The 15,818-nt window shown below is 71.7% G+C and carries 12 protein-coding genes; 3 read left to right on the top strand and 9 right to left on the bottom strand.

Annotation, left to right across the window (positions count from 1 at the left end; all coding sequences use genetic code 11):
* Positions 1-116 precede the first annotated feature (116 nt).
* From A4R25_RS29750 to A4R25_RS29735, 5 genes are all read right to left on the bottom strand, one after another.
* On the bottom strand, positions 117-932 hold the full coding sequence (locus tag A4R25_RS29750) for an aminoglycoside N(3)-acetyltransferase (protein WP_064448828.1): 816 nt from the start codon (positions 930-932) through the stop codon (positions 117-119).
* Positions 920-3,223: an FxsB family cyclophane-forming radical SAM/SPASM peptide maturase gene (locus A4R25_RS29745; RefSeq protein ID WP_064448827.1), complete on the bottom strand. Its 2,304-nt coding sequence runs from the start codon at positions 3,221-3,223 to the stop codon at positions 920-922. The genes A4R25_RS29750 and A4R25_RS29745 overlap by 13 nt, the downstream gene beginning before the upstream one ends.
* Before the next feature lie 6 nt (positions 3,224-3,229).
* Positions 3,230-3,403 carry a hypothetical protein gene (locus A4R25_RS31620; protein WP_166456745.1) on the bottom strand — a complete coding sequence of 58 codons (174 nt, stop codon included), beginning with the start codon at positions 3,401-3,403 and terminating at the stop codon, positions 3,230-3,232.
* A 273-nt stretch (positions 3,404-3,676) separates the two neighbouring features.
* The gene (locus A4R25_RS29740; RefSeq protein WP_064448826.1) at positions 3,677-5,938 is read right to left on the bottom strand and encodes a hypothetical protein; all 2,262 of its coding nucleotides are present in this window, start codon (positions 5,936-5,938) and stop codon (positions 3,677-3,679) included.
* Between the two features lie 10 nt (positions 5,939-5,948).
* The gene (locus A4R25_RS29735; protein WP_222948726.1) at positions 5,949-7,994 is read right to left on the bottom strand and encodes a hypothetical protein; all 2,046 of its coding nucleotides are present in this window, start codon (positions 7,992-7,994) and stop codon (positions 5,949-5,951) included.
* Between the two features lie 306 nt (positions 7,995-8,300).
* Between A4R25_RS29735 and A4R25_RS29730 the strand changes: the two genes are divergently transcribed.
* Both A4R25_RS29730 and A4R25_RS29725 read left to right on the top strand, forming a co-directional pair.
* Positions 8,301-9,842 (top strand): non-reducing end alpha-L-arabinofuranosidase family hydrolase, encoded by a 1,542-nt coding sequence (locus tag A4R25_RS29730; protein ID WP_043327805.1) that lies wholly within the window; start codon positions 8,301-8,303, stop codon positions 9,840-9,842.
* Between the two features lie 176 nt (positions 9,843-10,018).
* The gene (locus A4R25_RS29725) at positions 10,019-10,306 is read left to right on the top strand and encodes a DUF4287 domain-containing protein (RefSeq protein WP_064448824.1); all 288 of its coding nucleotides are present in this window, start codon (positions 10,019-10,021) and stop codon (positions 10,304-10,306) included.
* Positions 10,307-10,452: 146 nt separating this feature from the next.
* On the opposite strand, the gene A4R25_RS29720 is transcribed toward A4R25_RS29725, so the two are convergent.
* The 4 genes from A4R25_RS29720 to A4R25_RS29705 all read right to left on the bottom strand — a co-directional run bounded on the left by A4R25_RS29720 (position 10,453) and on the right by A4R25_RS29705 (position 14,806).
* Complete coding sequence (locus A4R25_RS29720) at positions 10,453-10,974, bottom strand: alpha/beta hydrolase (protein ID WP_064448823.1); 522 nt, start codon at positions 10,972-10,974, stop codon at positions 10,453-10,455.
* 70 nt (positions 10,975-11,044) lie between these two features.
* Positions 11,045-12,763 carry an arginine--tRNA ligase gene (gene argS / locus A4R25_RS29715; RefSeq protein ID WP_064448822.1) on the bottom strand — a complete coding sequence of 573 codons (1,719 nt, stop codon included), beginning with the start codon at positions 12,761-12,763 and terminating at the stop codon, positions 11,045-11,047.
* A 270-nt stretch (positions 12,764-13,033) separates the two neighbouring features.
* Positions 13,034-14,092, bottom strand: coding sequence for a tryptophan--tRNA ligase (gene trpS, locus A4R25_RS29710; protein WP_064448821.1), 1,059 nt, complete (start codon positions 14,090-14,092; stop codon positions 13,034-13,036).
* A 270-nt stretch (positions 14,093-14,362) separates the two neighbouring features.
* Positions 14,363-14,806: a PRC-barrel domain-containing protein gene (locus A4R25_RS29705; protein ID WP_064448820.1), complete on the bottom strand. Its 444-nt coding sequence runs from the start codon at positions 14,804-14,806 to the stop codon at positions 14,363-14,365.
* Between the two features lie 125 nt (positions 14,807-14,931).
* Here A4R25_RS29705 and A4R25_RS29700 point away from each other — a divergent pair, with 125 nt between their 5' ends.
* A complete protein-coding gene (locus A4R25_RS29700) occupies positions 14,932-15,195 on the top strand; it encodes an SCO4848 family membrane protein (RefSeq protein ID WP_064448843.1) in 264 nt (87 codons plus the stop codon).
* The last annotated feature ends 623 nt before the right edge of the window (positions 15,196-15,818 follow it).

Here is a 15,818-nt window from a genome sequence, read left to right as displayed (position 1 = left end):
TTCCACGGGTAGTGCGCCTGACCCCCAACCGTCAATGATCACGCGCTGCTCCCCGGTCGACACGATACGGCGTCTATCGATCAGGGTAGAGAGGTTGCGCTCGGGTTACCAGGCCCTCACCGTCCGATGTGGGCGTCCATCCACGCGACCGTGGCGCGTACCGCCGCGGCTATCGGCAGCAGCCGTGCCGGGGCGCTCCCGACCGTCCCGCGCCGGGTGAACGGTTCCCTGTCGAGTTCCACTCCGACCTCGGCGAACGGGCTCGCGTCGAGGTGCGGCGCCTCGAAGTCCAGCCGTTCCCGGCGGCCGTCGCGCAGCACATAGCAGCGGTACGGACGCCGCTGCGGCGGGCGGCGCAACCGGTACTCGGCGAGGTGCAACGCGGTACATGTCGAATAGCCGACACCGAGCAGCAGGGTCCAGGCCCCGGCGGCCTCCAGCGCGGCCAGCGGCGAGCGCTCGCCGAGATGCGAGTCCAGGTCGTGGACGCGCATCAGCTCCTCCGCCCGGGGGCCCCAGGCGCTGAACGACGTCTGCGGGTGCGGGCTGCGTACCGCGCCGGGCAACCGGCGTACGTGCTCGGCGAACGCGCCCACGCCGAACGACGGCGTGACGGCCGGGTCGAAGCCGGGCATCCGGTCCTCGTACGCCCGGCGTTCCTCGTCGGTGAGTCCGGCGGTCGCGGCGTGGTACGCGGGGCTGCTCACCGAGTTGTCGGGGGTCTGCGCCGGGACGACGACGGTGCCGGACGGCCCGACGACGGCCCGCAGCGCGTCGGCCAGCGTGGCCGGCCCGCCGGCCACCGGTCCGAGGGCACGCAGGGAGCAGTGCACGAGCACCACGTCACCGCTGCCGAGCCCGAGCGCCCGCAGGTCGGCGGCGAGCGTGTCGACCCGGTGCGCGGGCGGGACGGCGGTGGTCACGACGGCCATCCGGACATCGAGCGGGCCACCTGCCGGACCAGCCGTGAGCCGGCCGGGGTGAGCGCGTCCGCCCGTTGCAGCGCACCGATCGCCTCGGCCGTCCAGTCCCGGTACTGCCGGTAGACCGCCTGCGCGCCGTCGACCTGGCGGTCCGCCCGGACGCGCCAGATGTCGGCCACCGCCGCGTGCGCGTAGATGCCGTGCAGGACGGCCTCCGCCGGACGCGGGTCGGGCCGCCAGCCCACAGTGATGTCGATCGGCCCGGTGCCGTCGACCAGGTCGCAGACGTCCAGCAGCGCGTTCATCTTGCTGTGCTGGAACTCGTGCACGAGCAGCACCGCCACCGACCCGGCGTCGGTCTCCGTGGCCGCGACACCGCCGAACGCCTGCCGGGCGGTCGACGCCTCGCTGACCCCGTCGCCGCTGCGCCGCAACGGCACCACCGCCCGCAGCCCGGTACGCAGTTCCTCGGCGTGGCCCGGCACCTCGTCCCGGATCACCTGCCACGCCGCCGCGAACGTCTCCGCCCAGCGCACGGCGCCCGCGTCGTCGAGCCGGTCATCGGCGGGCAGCCGGTGGCAGTCGCGGTGCGGGTCGCCGTCCTCCAGCAGCACCGACACGTCCGGCGCGACGAGACGGCGGGTCGGCCACCAGCGGGGCCCGCCCGCCGCGCCCGGACTCACGGCCACCGTCACGTCCCCGGCCCGCACCCGCAGCGAGCCCGGGCCGGTCTCGACCCGTGCGGTGCCGTCACCCACCTCGGGCAGCAGCACCGTGCCGACCGTCGGCAGGTGCAGGCGGCCGGATCGCACCGGCACGTCGAGGCGTACCGGAACGCCTGCGTCGAGCGCGGCGGCGGCGGCGAGCGCGCTCAGGTAGCCCGGCCCCTGGCGGGCACCGGTGCCGGTGCCGGCGAGGCAGTCGACAGCCCACGCGCGCACGTACGGATGGGCCGCGATCCGGGCCACTGATTCCGGCGCGCTGCGGTCGAGCGCGGTCAGCGCCTCCCAGCCGTCGGCTCCGGCCCCGCCGGCCGGCAGGCGGTCGGCCACCTCGGCGAGCAGCGCGCGGACGATGGCGATCTGTGCCTCGACGAGCCGGCCGATGGCGACCCGGTCGCCGGTCGGCGCCGCGAGGCGGTCGATGAAGTCGTCGGGCAGGCCGGCGTCGAGCCGGACGGGTTCCGGTGGGTTCTCGTTCACGTGCACGATCAGCTCTTTCAGATCGGCGCAGTAGACACTCGGATGGTCGAAGTGCCCGGCGCCGTACCGGTGGGCGAAGAGTCCGCCGCCGCACTGGTCGACCACCGGGCACCGCCGGCACTCGTCGCTGAGACCGGCCCGGCCGGAGCGGCGGCGGGCCAGGAGCGGGCTTGCTGCCACGTCGTCGGCCGCGTGCGAGAAGACGGTCATGCCGGTGGCCGGCGCGCCGTCGTACGCGGTCTTGAGCGAGTCCGCCTGCTCCCACTCGCCGTCCGTCTCGATCACCGCCAGGTCGACCGGGTCGAGGCCCAGCCATTCGGTGCCGCTGGGCCCGCCGCGTGCGGTGGACAGGAGCGAGTCGAACAGGCGCACCGGGACCGGTCGGCCGTCCGCGCGCCAGCGGTCGTGGACGGCGCGCAGCCAGCGGGCGTACGCGGTGTCCCCGGCGGCCGGCCGCCACGGCGGGTCGTCCCAGGTGGCGTGCGGGAGCAGGAAGTCGATCCGCGAGGGCTCCTGGGCGAGCAGGGCCTCGTACACCGCGATCGGGTCGTTGCGCACGTCCACCGTGCAGAGCAGGCCGGACCAGAGCCGCCGGTACGCCGGGCGGCGCAGCAGGGCGAGCGCGCGCAGCACCTGGTCGTAACTGCTGGCGCCGGACCGGTAGATCCGGTGCCTGTCGTTGGCGGCCCGGTCGCCGTCGAGCGATACGCCGACCGCCACGTCGTGTTCGGCGAGTACGTCGCAGAACCGCTCGGAGAGCAGCACGCCGTTTGTCTGCATGCCGATCCGGAGCCGGGTGACCGGCCCGATGACGCGCCGCAGTTCGGCGAGCACCCGGCCCAGCCCGTCGGGGCCGAGCAGCAGCGGCTCCCCGCCGTGCAGGACGACTGTGACGTCCGGCAGCCCGTGGGCCGCCGCGTGCTCGGCGATCCGTCCGGCCGCGGCCCGGAGCACGTCCGGCGTCATCCGTACCGGGCGGCGGCGCCAGCTCTGGTCGGCGTGTTCGTAGACGTAGCAGTGGTCGCACGCCAGGTCACACCTGGCGTGCACCTTGAGGACGAACTCGGTGAGCGCCGCGCGGGCGGGCCCCGGGGCCATCGCGGATCAGATGAACGACGAGAACTTCGCCGCCGGGATCCGGGTCTGATCGAGGTGAGCCGCCATCACCCGGCGCACGATGGGGGAGATGTCCGCGGCGGAGAGCCGGTCGAGCGGCTCCGCGCGGACCCTGACCAGCGAGACCGGGGGCTCATCCTGGCGCAAGGGTGCGGTCGTCATGAGTGTTCCTTAGGTTTGTGAATGCCGGCCGAGCACAGCGGCGACGGCCAACCTAGTGGCTTTAGGGATCCAGCGCCATCGACCCACCGGTGGGAGACGGTTCTTTTTGGACGGTTCGCCGGCCGGCGTCGTCGTCGCCCCGAGGGAGCGAGCGTAAGGGATCAATTATGCGCCTTTTTACCGATCTAGGCCACGAATCGAAAGTTCAGACTTTGCCAGAATTCGTCCACCCCGATCCCCTGGTCAGGTGAGGGATCGGGGTGGACGAGCGGCTCAGGCGGTGGGGCCGCTCCCGGACGGCGTGCCGAGGCGGATGTCGACGTCGGCCGGCTCGGTCATCTGGTCGTACGCCCTGGTCCGCAGCCGGTTGGTCTGCACCTCGCCGTCGAGCAGCGCGGCCCGCAGCGCCTCCGCGTCGCTGATCTCCTTGGCGGTCACCTCGTCGGCCGCGGTCGTGGCGCCCTGCACCACCTCCAGGTGGGTGCCGTCGGTGGGCATCAGCTCGGTCCACTTCGCCAGGCAGTACACCCGCTCCGGCACGTCCTGGCACTCGGTGCTCAGCTCGGGCATCTCGTCGCCGGTGCCGAGATGGCCGGCCCGGTACGCCGTCAGCTCGTCCACGAACGCCTCCAGCTCCCGCTCCACCTCCGGTGCCAGGCGCGTCGCCACCACCTTCCCGAAGATCCACCGCAGCGCGGCCAGCTCCATGCCGGCCCGCACCGGCAGGTAGAGCTTCGCCCAGCTGGCGTTGACGAAGTCACCGGGGTCGCGCTCCGGGGCGCGGGCGTCGCCGCCGGACCACCACCCGGGGTACGCCACGAACGACGCGCGCTCCCAGTCGAAGACCCGGTGCCAGAAGTCGATCTCCCACGCCTCGTCCCGCACGCTGGCCGGGAAGTGCGCCTCCACGATCTGCGAGACCATCTCGTTGACCGGGGAGAAGCCGGCCCGCAGCCGCGCCTCGAACTCGTCCCCCGCCGTCTCCGCCGCCGCCAGCGCCGCGTCGCGCCGGTCCTGCCACTCCTGAAGATCGGTCAGGTAGCCCGCGACCAGCGCGTTGTACGCCGCGTCGTCGGCGGTCTGGTCCACCACCGTCGGGGTACGCCGGAACCCGGCCGCGATCTGGGCCTGCGCGCCGGGACCGCCCAGCCAGCTGGCCGCGCCCACATGGATGCGGACGCGCAGGACTGGTCGGCCGTCCGCCTCCGTCACCACCGGCACACCGACGACCTGGGCCGCGATGGCGGTCGGCGGGCGGCGGGTGATCAGGTTGAGGTTCTGCCGGATCGTGTCGACGTTGCCGTCCCACTCCCAGCCGGCGTCGAGGGTGACGTCGATGTCGTAGTCGGCGCTCATGTCGCCGGTGAATCCCCACTTGTCGAGCGTGACCACGGCGGAGTACACGACGCGCGTCTCCACCGCGGCGGGCGCGCCACGCGGCGGGCGCTCCGGCTTCACCGGCATCGGGGGCAGCGCGGCGACCGCGTTGTCGCGGATCCGCTGCCGCCCGCTGGTGATCTTCTGGGCGAAGGCGAGCGCCGGGTCCTTGATCGTGGGGGCCCAGCAGACCCGTGCGCCGTACCGCTCGTGGGCCAGCTCCAGCCGTTGCAGCACCTTGAAGTAGTGCAGCGTGATCGGCGTGGCCCGGTTCGGGTTGCGGACGGTGCGCTTCGAGGACGACTCCGTACCCGTCTCGGTGACGAGCTTGAAATCGGTCTTGTGCTGGGTGCGGTAGCGCGCCGCGACCTTCGAGGTGGCGGTCCGGCTGTCCTTGACCGCGCGGCGGCTCGTCTCCTGGCTCGCCGCGGTGACGCTGGTGGCGAAGCCGATGGTGTGGCTGGCGTTGAAGGTGCCCCAGATGCCGGTCGGGCTGGTGTACTGGCCGGTGTGGCTCGCGTTGAGCCCCCAGGTGTCGGTGAGCGACTTCTGCCGCTCGAAGCCCTCCTGGAGTTCGGTGGTGAGCGCGCTGGTCAGCTCGACGTCGGTCTGCTGTTCCGACTCGTTCTGCTCCTCCAGGGTCAGCTCGCGCTTGGTGTAGGTGCGCTGCTCCAGCACGGCCTCCTCACCGGGGGCGAGCGCCAGCGCGTAGACGTGCTCGCCGAGCGCGAAGCCCACCGGCCGGATCCGGGTGCGGTCGAGGAACGCGATGCCGACGTCGGACTGGAGCAGGCCGGCGAGGAACTCCGCCTGCTGGTCGCCGAGGAGCGTCTGGCGTCGCGCCGGCGGCTCCCGGTACGACATGCCCGAGTCGGCGCCGGGCAGCGCCTCGGTGGCGGCGTCCATCTCGTTGGCCTTCCACAGGTCGTAGAGGCCGAGTTGTTTGAGCAGGTGCGGCAGCCGGTCGCCGTCGAGCCCGCCGTAGCGGATCGCCTCGATCAGCGCCTGCTTGACGTAGAACGGCAGGATGGGCGTCTCGCCACCGCCGAACGTGAGCCGGACCGGTACGAAGTAGTTGGAGTAGACGTACCTGTCGGAATGCGCGGTGCTGAAACCAAGCGTCGCCGGATCGGCGTCGGCGACGACGACTCTGCCCATCGGTGCTCCTCTACAGCGGCAGTGTGAACAGGGAGTGCAGCCCCTGGTACGTCATCTCGTGCGAGGTGACGAAGAATCCGGGGAACAACTGGCTGAGGGCGGCCTGGCGGACGACCGTCTCGCGTACGGCGTGCGCGGTCAGTTCTTCGAGGCCGGCGACGACCTCCGCCGGCACCCCGCCCTTGGCGGCCCGCTGGTACGCCTCCGCGATCGCCTCCCAGCGACCGTCGAACGTCTCCCCGAGGTCGTCGGCGACGGTGCCCCAGGTCTTCTCGAAGCGTTCCAGCTTGGTCGAGGAGGTCCAGTCGACGTTGGTGACGCGCGCCGCCTCGGGGTCGACGAGCAGCAGGTCGGAGCGGAGGTCCCCGACGGTGGTGGAGGCCTTCCACCGGAACCGCTCGGCGAGGTGGCCGGCGAGCGCCTTCTCCGCCCCGGTCGCGGCCGGGTTGCCGGTGAAGCCGACGAGGCGCAGCAGCAGATCCCGGTCCGGGTGGCCGAGCAGCATCTGGGCGACGGTCTGGCGCAGCACCGCGTCGGAGCCGCGCAGAGCGGGCGCCAGCTCCGGGTGGGCCGTGCGGACCGCCTCGACCACTGTCGCCAGTGACTTCTCCGCGAACGCCTCCAGGCCCGGCGACCGGCCGACGAGCTGGGCGACCTCGGCGGCCATCCGCCGGTGCACCTGCTGGCCGAGCCGCCACGGTTGCGCCTGCCCGGCCTTGCGCAGCGCGCGGAACTCCTCGTACGCGGCGGTCTGGAGCGCCCTGTTGAACGCGGTGGTCAGCCGCTGCTCCAGTTGCCGGGCGATGGCCGCGCGCACGACGGCGGCCTGGACGTCCCGGGGTGTCTTCGGCGGCTTCAGCTCGCGCAGGTCCTCGACCCGCTTGATGATCTCGTCCAGCGCCTCGCTCAGCTCGGCCCGGGTCGCCGCCCGGCCGGCCGACGACACCGTCTCCGACATGCTCGCCATCAGCACCGGCCGACCGTCGAGGCTGACCAGCGCGCCGAGCCGGGTGCCCGCGCCGGCGCCCGCGAACGCCTCGGCGTGCGCCGCCTGGTTGAACACGCTCAACGTCAGCTCGGCGTCGGCGAGCAGCACCCGGCCCTGCCGGAACAGCGCGTCGAGCACCTTCGGCGGGAAGAGCGTGCGCAGGACGGCCAGCCCCACCCGGGGCGTGGCGGCGATCGCGGCCCGGCCGATCGCCACCAGCAGCGCGGCCATCTGTGCGGTCAGCAGGCGCGCCTCGCGGGCGCCCGCGAGCAGTAGCGGCACGTACCGGACGGCGGCGCGCACCGCGACGCCGCCGAGCAGCCGGGCGAGATGCACCAGGCCGGTGAGCACCTGGTACAGGTCACCGGCGACGCGGCCGAGCAGCCGGCCGGCGGCGAACGGGTCGAGGTTCTCCAGGTGGCGGGCGAACTCGGCCGCCCAGCCGCGCCACAGCGCCAGCAGCCGATCCGGGACGGTGGTCGGGTCCAGCGCGGCCACGATCCCGGCCAGCGCCTGGCGTACGACGGTGGCCTGGTCGGCGATGCGTTGCACACCGGCGCGGGGGTCGACCGTCAGCACGATGAGCGTGGTGAACTGTTCCTGCTGAAGGCGGCCGATCAACTGCACGAGCTTGCCGAGGTCGACCACCACCGTCGCGACGGATTCCCCGACGCCGACGGCGAACCCGTCGAGGAACAGCTTCGGGTTGATCCCGTTCCAGGCCGCGTAGTGCCGCATCGCGTCGAGCAGCGCGGGGTCGAGGCCGAGCAGGAGACGGCGGAACGCGCCGTCGGTGTCGACGTCCGAGGCGGCCAGGTCGAAGAACGCCTCGGCCAGCCGCAGTCTCGCCAGCATCGCGACCAGGTCCCAGACGTTGTCGGCGGTGATGCGCCCGCTCATCGCGGTCAGGACCCGCTCGCGGGTCATCGACCGGGTGGCGTGCGCGTCCAGCCAGTACTTGACGGTCAGCGCGACGAACTCCACCCGCGGGTCCTGGGTGCGTACGCCGAAGATCGCGGCCCGGTCCTCGGCGGACACCCGCGGCACGCTGAACCAGTCCCGGATCATGACGGATTCGTTCGCCGGCTGCCCCAATTCCCCCACCCCCTCCAGCCGTGTGCACTGTCGAGCCGTGGTGCGGGCAGCGGTAGTGCTGGGTCGAGAAGCTGACATGGGCCGGTAACGTCACGCGCCCGCCTTCCATCGACTGTTACGACTTGACGAACGGCGTGTTATCGCTCACAGTCGATGGCACGGGGCGGCGGGAGCGATGGGTCGCCGAGCGGGCGCGGACGGCCGCGTGGCAGGCCGGGTGTGAGGTCAGTGCGCCAGCGCTAATTGTTAGCGCTCACAAGTGTGATCTGAGGGAGGAACATGTTTGCTTTTGGTAGATCCCCATCGACGGTGTCGCCCCCGCGACGGCGCGGATGGCTGCCGCGAGTCGTCGCGACCGGCGCTGCCGCGGTCCTCGTCGGCGCCGCCGCCGTGGCGGCCGTGTCCGCGCCCGCCGTCGCCGCGAGCGTCGACACGAACGCCTGGTACGTCCTGGTCAACCGCAACAGCGGCAAGGCGCTCGACGTCTACAACCTGGCCACCAACGACGGCGCGCGGATCACCCAGTGGACGCGCAACAACGGCAACCAGCAGCAGTGGCAGTTCGTCGACTCCGGCGGCGGCTACTACCGGCTGAAGTCCCGGCTGTCCGGCAAGGTGCTCGACGTCTACAACTGGTCGACCGCCAACGGCGGCAGCATCGTGCAGTGGTCCGACCTGAACGGCACCAACCAGCAGTTCCGGCTGGCCGACTCCGACAGCGGCTACATCCGGCTGATCAACCGCAACAGCAACAAGGTGGTGGAGGTGCAGGGCGCCTCGACCGCCGACGGCGGAAACATCGTCCAGTACGACGACTGGAACGGCGCCAACCAGCAGTGGCAGCTCGTCCGCGTCGACGGTGGTGGCGGCAACCCCACCACGCCGCCTCCCACCACGCCGCCGCCGGGTGGCACGTGCAACCTGCCGTCGTCGTACCGGTGGTCGTCGACCGGCGCGTTGGCGCAGCCGCGGTCGGGTTGGGTGTCGTTGAAGGACTTCACGGTGGTGCCCTACAACGGGCAGCACCTGGTCTACGCGACGACGCACGACACCGGGTCGTCGTGGGGGTCGATGAACTTCGGTCTGTTCTCGAACTGGTCGCAGATGGCGTCGGCCAGCCAGAACGCGATGTCGTCGGGGACCGTGGCGCCGACGTTGTTCTACTTCGCGCCGCGCAACATCTGGGTCCTGGCGTACCAGTGGGGACCGACCGCGTTCTCCTACCGCACCTCCAACGACCCCACCAACCCCAACGGGTGGTCGTCGGCGCAGCCGCTGTTCACCGGCAGCATCTCCGGCTCCGGCACCGGCCCGATCGACCAGACGCTGATCGCCGACGACCAGAACATGTACCTGTTCTTCGCCGGTGACAACGGCAAGATCTACCGCTCCAGCATGCCGATCGGGAACTTCCCCGGCAGCTTCGGGTCGAACTACACCACGATCATGTCCGACAGCACGAACAACCTGTTCGAGGCCGTGCAGGTCTACAAGCTGCAGGGCCAGACCCGCTACCTGATGATCGTCGAGGCGATCGGCTCGCAGGGCCGCTACTTCCGGTCGTTCACCGCCACCAGCCTGAACGGCTCCTGGACCCCGCAGGCCGCCACCGAGTCCAACCCGTTCGCCGGCAAGGCCAACAGCGGCGCCACCTGGACCAACGACATCAGCCACGGTGAACTGATCCGCACCACCGCGGACCAGACCTTCACCGTCGACCCCTGCAACCTCCAACTGCTCTACCAGGGCCGCTCCCCCAACTCCGGCGGCGACTACGGCCTCCTGCCCTACCGCCCCGGACTGCTCACGCTTCAGCGCTGAGCGCGTACCCCCGAGGTGTGGAGAGCCCGGCCCGCGACCACGCGGGCCGGGCTCTCCGGCGTCTCGCCCGATCGTTGTCCTGGAGGCAACGACGGTGGCCCGGTCCGTCGTTGATCGGACCCGCGCCGCCCGGGAGGGTGGAGTTGTCACCACCTCCCGGACGAAGGGTTGAGCAGATGTCCTTCCAGGCATACCTCGACGCGATCGAGGACAAGACCGGCAAGACCCCGCGCGCCCTGGTCGACCAGGCCCGGGAGCGTGGCTACGACGCCGCCGACGTGAAGGCCGGCGTGATCGTCGGCTGGCTCAAGGACGAGTACGGCCTCGGCCGGGGACACGCGATGGCCCTGGTCCACGTGATCAGGAACGGGCCGAAGATCAGCGCCAAGCACGTCGGCTCCACCGGCTCGCACCGCGACGACAGCGACACGCTGTGGCTGGACGGCAAGGCCGCCCGAGCGTAGCGGGCTGTGGACAGCGACGCCTATCGTTCGCCCCATGGGAGCGATCAAGCCGTGGCACCTGTTCATCCTGACGCTCTGCTGCCTGCTGCCGCTCATCGCTGCGGTGGCGGGAGTGGTGTGGACGCGGCGACGCCGCCGCTGACCCGTCAGCGGCCGTCGACGAACTCCTCCACCGCCGTGCAGACCCGCCCCAGCGCCTCGGCCGAGGCCGCCAGCGGTCCGGGCACCATCATCGAGTGGTCGGCGTCGGCGACCTCCACCACGTACGGGGTGAGCCGCCGCGCCACCGCTCCGTCCCAGACCGGGTCGGCTGTGCCGCCGGCCAGCAGGAACGGCGCGGTGGCCCGGGCCAGCGGCTCCCGTACCGCGGGGTCGGTCAGCAACGGCGTCAGCCAGACCGCCGGAATGCCCCGGTCAGCGGCGAGCGGGGCGGCGAAACTACCGAGCGACTTGCCCACGAGCAGATCCACCCCGGCGTCGAGGACCGGATCCAACTGCTCGGCGACCCACTCCGGCGCGGCGTCGTGGCGCAGATCGCCGATCGACCGCCAGGTCACCTCATGCACCTCGAAACCGCGCCGGCGCAACGCCTCCCCGATGTAGACGAACAGCGGCCCCCGGGTGTCGTAGCCCCGTCCCGGAGCGAGTACCGCGCGTCGATCCGCCATGGCCGCCTACCTCTCGTTCGATCGATGCGTCACGCTAGCCGCCGCACGGGCTTCCGGTGGCCCCGCGGCCTCACAACCGTTCCGGGGTACGGATGCCGAGCAGGTCCAGGCCCTGCCGCAGCACCCGCGCGGTCAGCTCGCACAACACGAGCCGGCTCTCCCGCAGCGGTCCCTCCGCCCGCAGCACCGGGCAGCGCTCGTAGAACGCGCTGAACGCGACAGCCAGCCGGTGCAGGTAGGCGGTCAGGCGGTGGAACTCCAGGCTGCCCGCCACCTCCTCGACCACAGCGGCGAAGCCGACCAGTTCCATCGCGAGCGCCCGCTCGGCCGGCTCGGCAAGCGAGACCTCCGCGTCCGGCCGCGCCGCCGCGCCGGCCCGCCGGAAGATCGACCGGACCCGGGAGTACGCGTACTGCAGGTACGGCGCGGTGTTCCCGTCCAGCGACAGCATCCGCTCCCAGTCCAGCACGTAGTCCTTGTGCCGGTCCCCGGACAGGTCGGCGTACTTGATCGCGCCGATGCCCACCGCGCGCCCCACCTCGGCGGCCTCCGCCTCGCCCAGCTCCGGGTTGCGTTCCCGGGCCAGCGCGGTGGCCCGCTCCACAGCCTCGGTGAGCAGCCCGACCAGCTTCACCGACCCGCCGGCCCGGCTGCGCAGCATCCGCCCGTCCGGGCCGAGGATCGAGCCGAACCCGACGTGCTCGGCCCGCACCGGCGCGGCCAGCCAGCCGGCCTGCGCGCCGACCGCGAACACCATCTCGAAGTGCCGCCGTTGCGGCAGCCCGACCACGTAGAGCAGCCGGGTCGCGCCGAGCGTGCCGGTCCGGTGCCGCAGCGCGGCCAGATCGGTGGCCGGATAGCCGAACCCGCCGTCGGACTTGCGCACGATCAGCGGCAACGGCTCGCCGTCACGGCCCACCGATCCGGGCGGGAACACGCAGTCCGCGCCCTCGCTGCGCCGCAGCAGCCCGAGCCGGTCCAGTTCCTCGACAGTCGGCGCGAGCTGGTCGTGGTAGCTGCTCTCACCCCGGAAGTCGTCGCCGGTCAGCGTCACGTCGAGCAGGTCGTACACGGTCAGGAAGTAGCTCTCCGACTGCGTCACCAGCAGCCGCCACAGCCGCAGCGTCGCCGGGTCGCCGCCCTGCAACGCCACCACCCGCCGCCGCGACCGTTCCCGGAACGCCTCGTCGTCGTCGAACTTCGCCCGCGCCGCCTTGTAGAACCCGTCCAGGTCACCCATCGAAAGCTCCTGCGCCGCCCCGGCCTCGCCCAGGTCGAGCAGGTGCTCGATGAGCATGCCGAACGGCGTGCCCCAGTCGCCGAGGTGGTTGGCGCGCAGCACCCGGTGCCCGAGCCACTCCAGCGTCCGGGCCGCCGCGTCCCCGATCACCGTCGACCGCAGGTGCCCGACGTGCATCTCCTTCGCCACGTTCGGCGCCGAGTAGTCGACCACCACCGTCTCCGGTTCGGCCACCGGCGGCACGCCGAGCCGCGGGTCGGCGGCCAGCGCGGACACCAGCCCGCCGAGCGCGTGGTCGGCCACCGTCAGGTTCAGGAAACCCGGACCGGACACCTCGACCGACGCGCAGACGTCGGCCAGCGCCGCGCGCTCCCGTACCTCCGCCGCGATCTCCCGCGGCGGCCGGCTGAGCCGCCGGGCCAGGCCCAGCGCCGCGTCGGACTGGAAGTCCGCGTGCTGGGAGCGCCGCACGGCCGGGTCAACCGGCACGCCGGCCACCGCCGCGAACGCCGGCGCCAGCCGGTCGGTGAGCAACCTTTCAAGATCCATGGGTACGCCGATCTCGCTGTGGATCCGCCGCGCGGATCAACTGACGGGAACGCGACGGCGGAGCGAGGGCGGTCGATGACGACCGGCGGCTCGATCCGCCGGTCGCAGGAGGGAAGGCTCAGCGCAGGCGGTCGCGGGACCGCCGGCGTCGCAGCGCGCCGAGCCGGACGTCGGAGGACGTCATCGGGTACGCGTGCGAACTGGCCATGTCGGCAGCGTAACCGGCCGGCCCGGGGCGTGCGCAAGCGCGTACCCCGGGCCGGTCTGTCGTCAGGCCGAGGTGGCGACGGCCTTGCGGTAGCGCTCGGCCCGGCGCCGCACCTGGGCGTACGCGCTGCTCAGGCCCATCGCCCGGCGGACCTCGACGAGCGTGCGGCGCACCTCGACGCGGGTCCGCTCGGTGCCGGTGACGATCAGCTCGTCGACCAGGCCGGGCTGCGCCTCGAACCGGGCCCGGCGCTCCCGGATCGGGTCGAGGAACCGGTTGAGCGCCGTCGCCAGCGCCTCCTTGACCTCGACGTCACCGACCCGCCCGGCCCGGTAGCGGTCCTTGAACTCCGCCACCTGCGCCCGGTCCGGGTTGAAGATGTCGTGGTACTCGAAGACCGGGTTCCCCTCGACGGTGCCGGGCACGTCGGCGCGGACCCGGTTCGGGTCGGTGTACATCCCCATCACCTTGCGGCGCACCGTCGCCGCGTCGTCGGAGAGCGCGATCGCGTTCCCCTTGCTCTTGCTCATCTTCCCGGCGCCGTCCGTGCCGACCAGCGTGGGCGTCTCCGACATCAACATGTCGGGCACCGGGAAGACCTCGCCGTAGAGATGGTTGAACCGCCGGGCGATCTCCCGCGTCACCTCGACGTGCGCGGCGTTGTCCTTCCCGACCGGCACGACCTGCCCCTTCACGCAGAGGATGTCGGCGGCCTGGAGGACGGGGTAGCCGAGCAGGCCGTACGGCATTTCGTCCTTGCCGGCGTCCCGGGTCATCTCCTTCAGCGACGGCACCCGTTCCAGCCGGGGCACCGTGATCAGGTTCTGGAACAGCGTGTTCAGGTCGCCGACCTCGGGGATCGCCGACTGGAGGTAGAACGTGGCCCGCTCCGGCTCCACCCCGGCGGCGAGGATGTCGGTGACCATCTCGCGGGCGTTGTGCGCCACCTGCTCGATGTCCGCGCGGCTGTTGCGAGTGGTGAGCATGTGCAGGTCGGCGATGATGAAGAAGCTCTCGTAGCGCTGGTGCAGCCGCACCCGGTTGGCGATGCTGCCCACGTAGTGGCCGAGGTGCAGCCGCCCGGTCGGGCGGTCTCCGGTGAGCATGCGTGCAGAGGACATGGTCGTACGCCTTTCGTGCCGTTCGCTGGCGGGGAGAAGCGACCCGGGTGTCACCCGGGTCGGTGGAGCGGGCTCGTCAGAACGAGCGCCGCCATCGCCCGCCGGCGCGGAATCGGAGTCCGCCGGCACGGAGTACGTCGAGGATCTGCTCCCGGCCGTCGACAGCGTGGCCCGGAAGACCGCTACGGGTCTCCGGGAGGCAGCTGCGCGGCCGGACCATGCCTGACACGGTAACCGCTCACCGGTCTGCGCCGCTGCCTCCTGCCGCGCTTACTGCTGTCGATAGCTCTCGGAGTAGTAGCTGCCGACCCGCTCCCGGTACTCCGGGTGCGCGAAGTGGTCGCTGTCGAACGCGGGCGACTCCTTCACCTGGTCGCGGGTGCGGTCCACGTGCACCACGCGGTCCAGGTGGTCGACCCGGGCCACGGTGCCGGCCGGCAGCAGCACCTTTTTCCCGAAGATCCACGGCCCGGTGTCCACCACCAGGTAGCGCGCGTCGGCGTCCTCGTTCGCCTCGTCGATCGACCCGATCCGGCCGTCAGTCGCCTCCACCCGGTAGCCGGTGAGGTCGAGCGGCGTACCGGGACCGGGGGCGTCGAGCTGGTCGTCGGTGTCCGCGGCGCGCTGCCGCGGTACGTCTCCGGGCCGGGTCTGGTCGTACCCACCCGCCAGGGCGGACGGGTCCCGCCAGGCCCAGGGGTTGAACGGCTGCATAGGTGGCACCTCCCGCGCATCGGCTCGACGCCGGGAACAGTGCCCCGGCGGCCACGCCGGAAACACGCTTCGCCGTCCCCGACGCCCTGACCTGCGGGTACGGCCCGCTGGCATACTGGCCGACCATGGTCCTGTCACGTGGTTGGTCACTGTTCCTGGTCGCCGTCGGAGTGTGGACCTGGGCGATCTGGCCGAGGTTCGCGGTCGCCATCTGGAACGACGAGCGCGCCTGGTCTGCCGGCGTCGTCGGCGAGGGCAGTCCGACGGGTTTCCTCTGGGTGCACGCCCTGCTGATCGGCGCCTCTCTGGCGATCGGCACGACTGTCGGTGTCCTGGGCATCCGCGCCTACCGTGCCTCCCGCCGCCCTGCCCCCGTCGGACGGGTGTGACGCGCGCCGCTACCCACCGATTTGACGATCAAACCTGTGGCCGCGTAACTTTCTCTCTGCCAGCGCGGAACGGGGCAAACGGGACGAAAGTCCTGAAGCACCGAACCGGGATTGGCGCCGGGTCCGAACGAGGTTCTCGCCTCCGCAAGACCTGGTCCGGGCGATGCTCGCCAAGACGCCGGAGGGCGGATTTGGCGGAGCGAAACCGACCGGGTAAGGTTATCGACCGGCAGGGAACCGGGCGAGCTAGCGGGAGACCGCAGCGGCCGGCCTGCCAAATCCGATGATCAGACGCAGCGGGTGACTGCTGCGTGGGTTCAGCGGCGCCGACCCGTACGAAGCGTGACAGACCGGGACACACGGTTTGACACGGCAGAGACGGTGAGGTAACGTAGTAAAAGTGCCCGGCGCGAGAGCGGCGGGTGGTTGAACGAAATGCCCCGGCTGGGGGTTCTGCTGATGCGGGGCCTGGTGGTTGGTGTGTGGTTGTTCTTTGAGAACTCAACAGGGTGCTTGTAAAGCCAGTGCCAATTGTTTTATACCCCGGACTGGTGGCTGTTCTTTGGAATGGTTGCTGGTTGGGATTCCTTTGGCAACACTTTTGTTGCCAGGACATTGTGTCC

It is taken from the genome of Micromonospora sp. NBRC 110037 (assembly GCF_001652995.1).
Lineage (GTDB): Bacteria > Actinomycetota > Actinomycetes > Mycobacteriales > Micromonosporaceae > Micromonospora > Micromonospora chalcea.
The sequence above is the reverse complement of the archived record's forward strand: the minus strand, read 5'-3'. Positions and strand labels throughout refer to the sequence as shown.

What these genes read in the sequence shown, in the direction of transcription:
- A4R25_RS29750 (WP_064448828.1), bottom strand. Translation starts at nt 932, where the DNA reads ATGGCCGTCGTGACCACCGCCGTCCCGCCCGCGCACCGGGTCGACACG.
- A4R25_RS29745 (WP_064448827.1), bottom strand. Translation starts at nt 3,223, where the DNA reads ATGGCCCCGGGGCCCGCCCGCGCGGCGCTCACCGAGTTCGTCCTCAAG.
- A4R25_RS31620 (WP_166456745.1), bottom strand. Translation starts at nt 3,403, where the DNA reads ATGACGACCGCACCCTTGCGCCAGGATGAGCCCCCGGTCTCGCTGGTC.
- A4R25_RS29740 (WP_064448826.1), bottom strand. Translation starts at nt 5,938, where the DNA reads ATGGGCAGAGTCGTCGTCGCCGACGCCGATCCGGCGACGCTTGGTTTC.
- A4R25_RS29735 (WP_222948726.1), bottom strand. Translation starts at nt 7,994, where the DNA reads ATGATCCGGGACTGGTTCAGCGTGCCGCGGGTGTCCGCCGAGGACCGG.
- A4R25_RS29730 (WP_043327805.1), top strand. Translation starts at nt 8,301, where the DNA reads ATGTTTGCTTTTGGTAGATCCCCATCGACGGTGTCGCCCCCGCGACGG.
- A4R25_RS29725 (WP_064448824.1), top strand. Translation starts at nt 10,019, where the DNA reads ATGTCCTTCCAGGCATACCTCGACGCGATCGAGGACAAGACCGGCAAG.
- A4R25_RS29720 (WP_064448823.1), bottom strand. Translation starts at nt 10,974, where the DNA reads ATGGCGGATCGACGCGCGGTACTCGCTCCGGGACGGGGCTACGACACC.
- argS (WP_064448822.1), bottom strand. Translation starts at nt 12,763, where the DNA reads ATGGATCTTGAAAGGTTGCTCACCGACCGGCTGGCGCCGGCGTTCGCG.
- trpS (WP_064448821.1), bottom strand. Translation starts at nt 14,092, where the DNA reads ATGTCCTCTGCACGCATGCTCACCGGAGACCGCCCGACCGGGCGGCTG.
- A4R25_RS29705 (WP_064448820.1), bottom strand. Translation starts at nt 14,806, where the DNA reads ATGCAGCCGTTCAACCCCTGGGCCTGGCGGGACCCGTCCGCCCTGGCG.
- A4R25_RS29700 (WP_064448843.1), top strand. Translation starts at nt 14,932, where the DNA reads ATGGTCCTGTCACGTGGTTGGTCACTGTTCCTGGTCGCCGTCGGAGTG.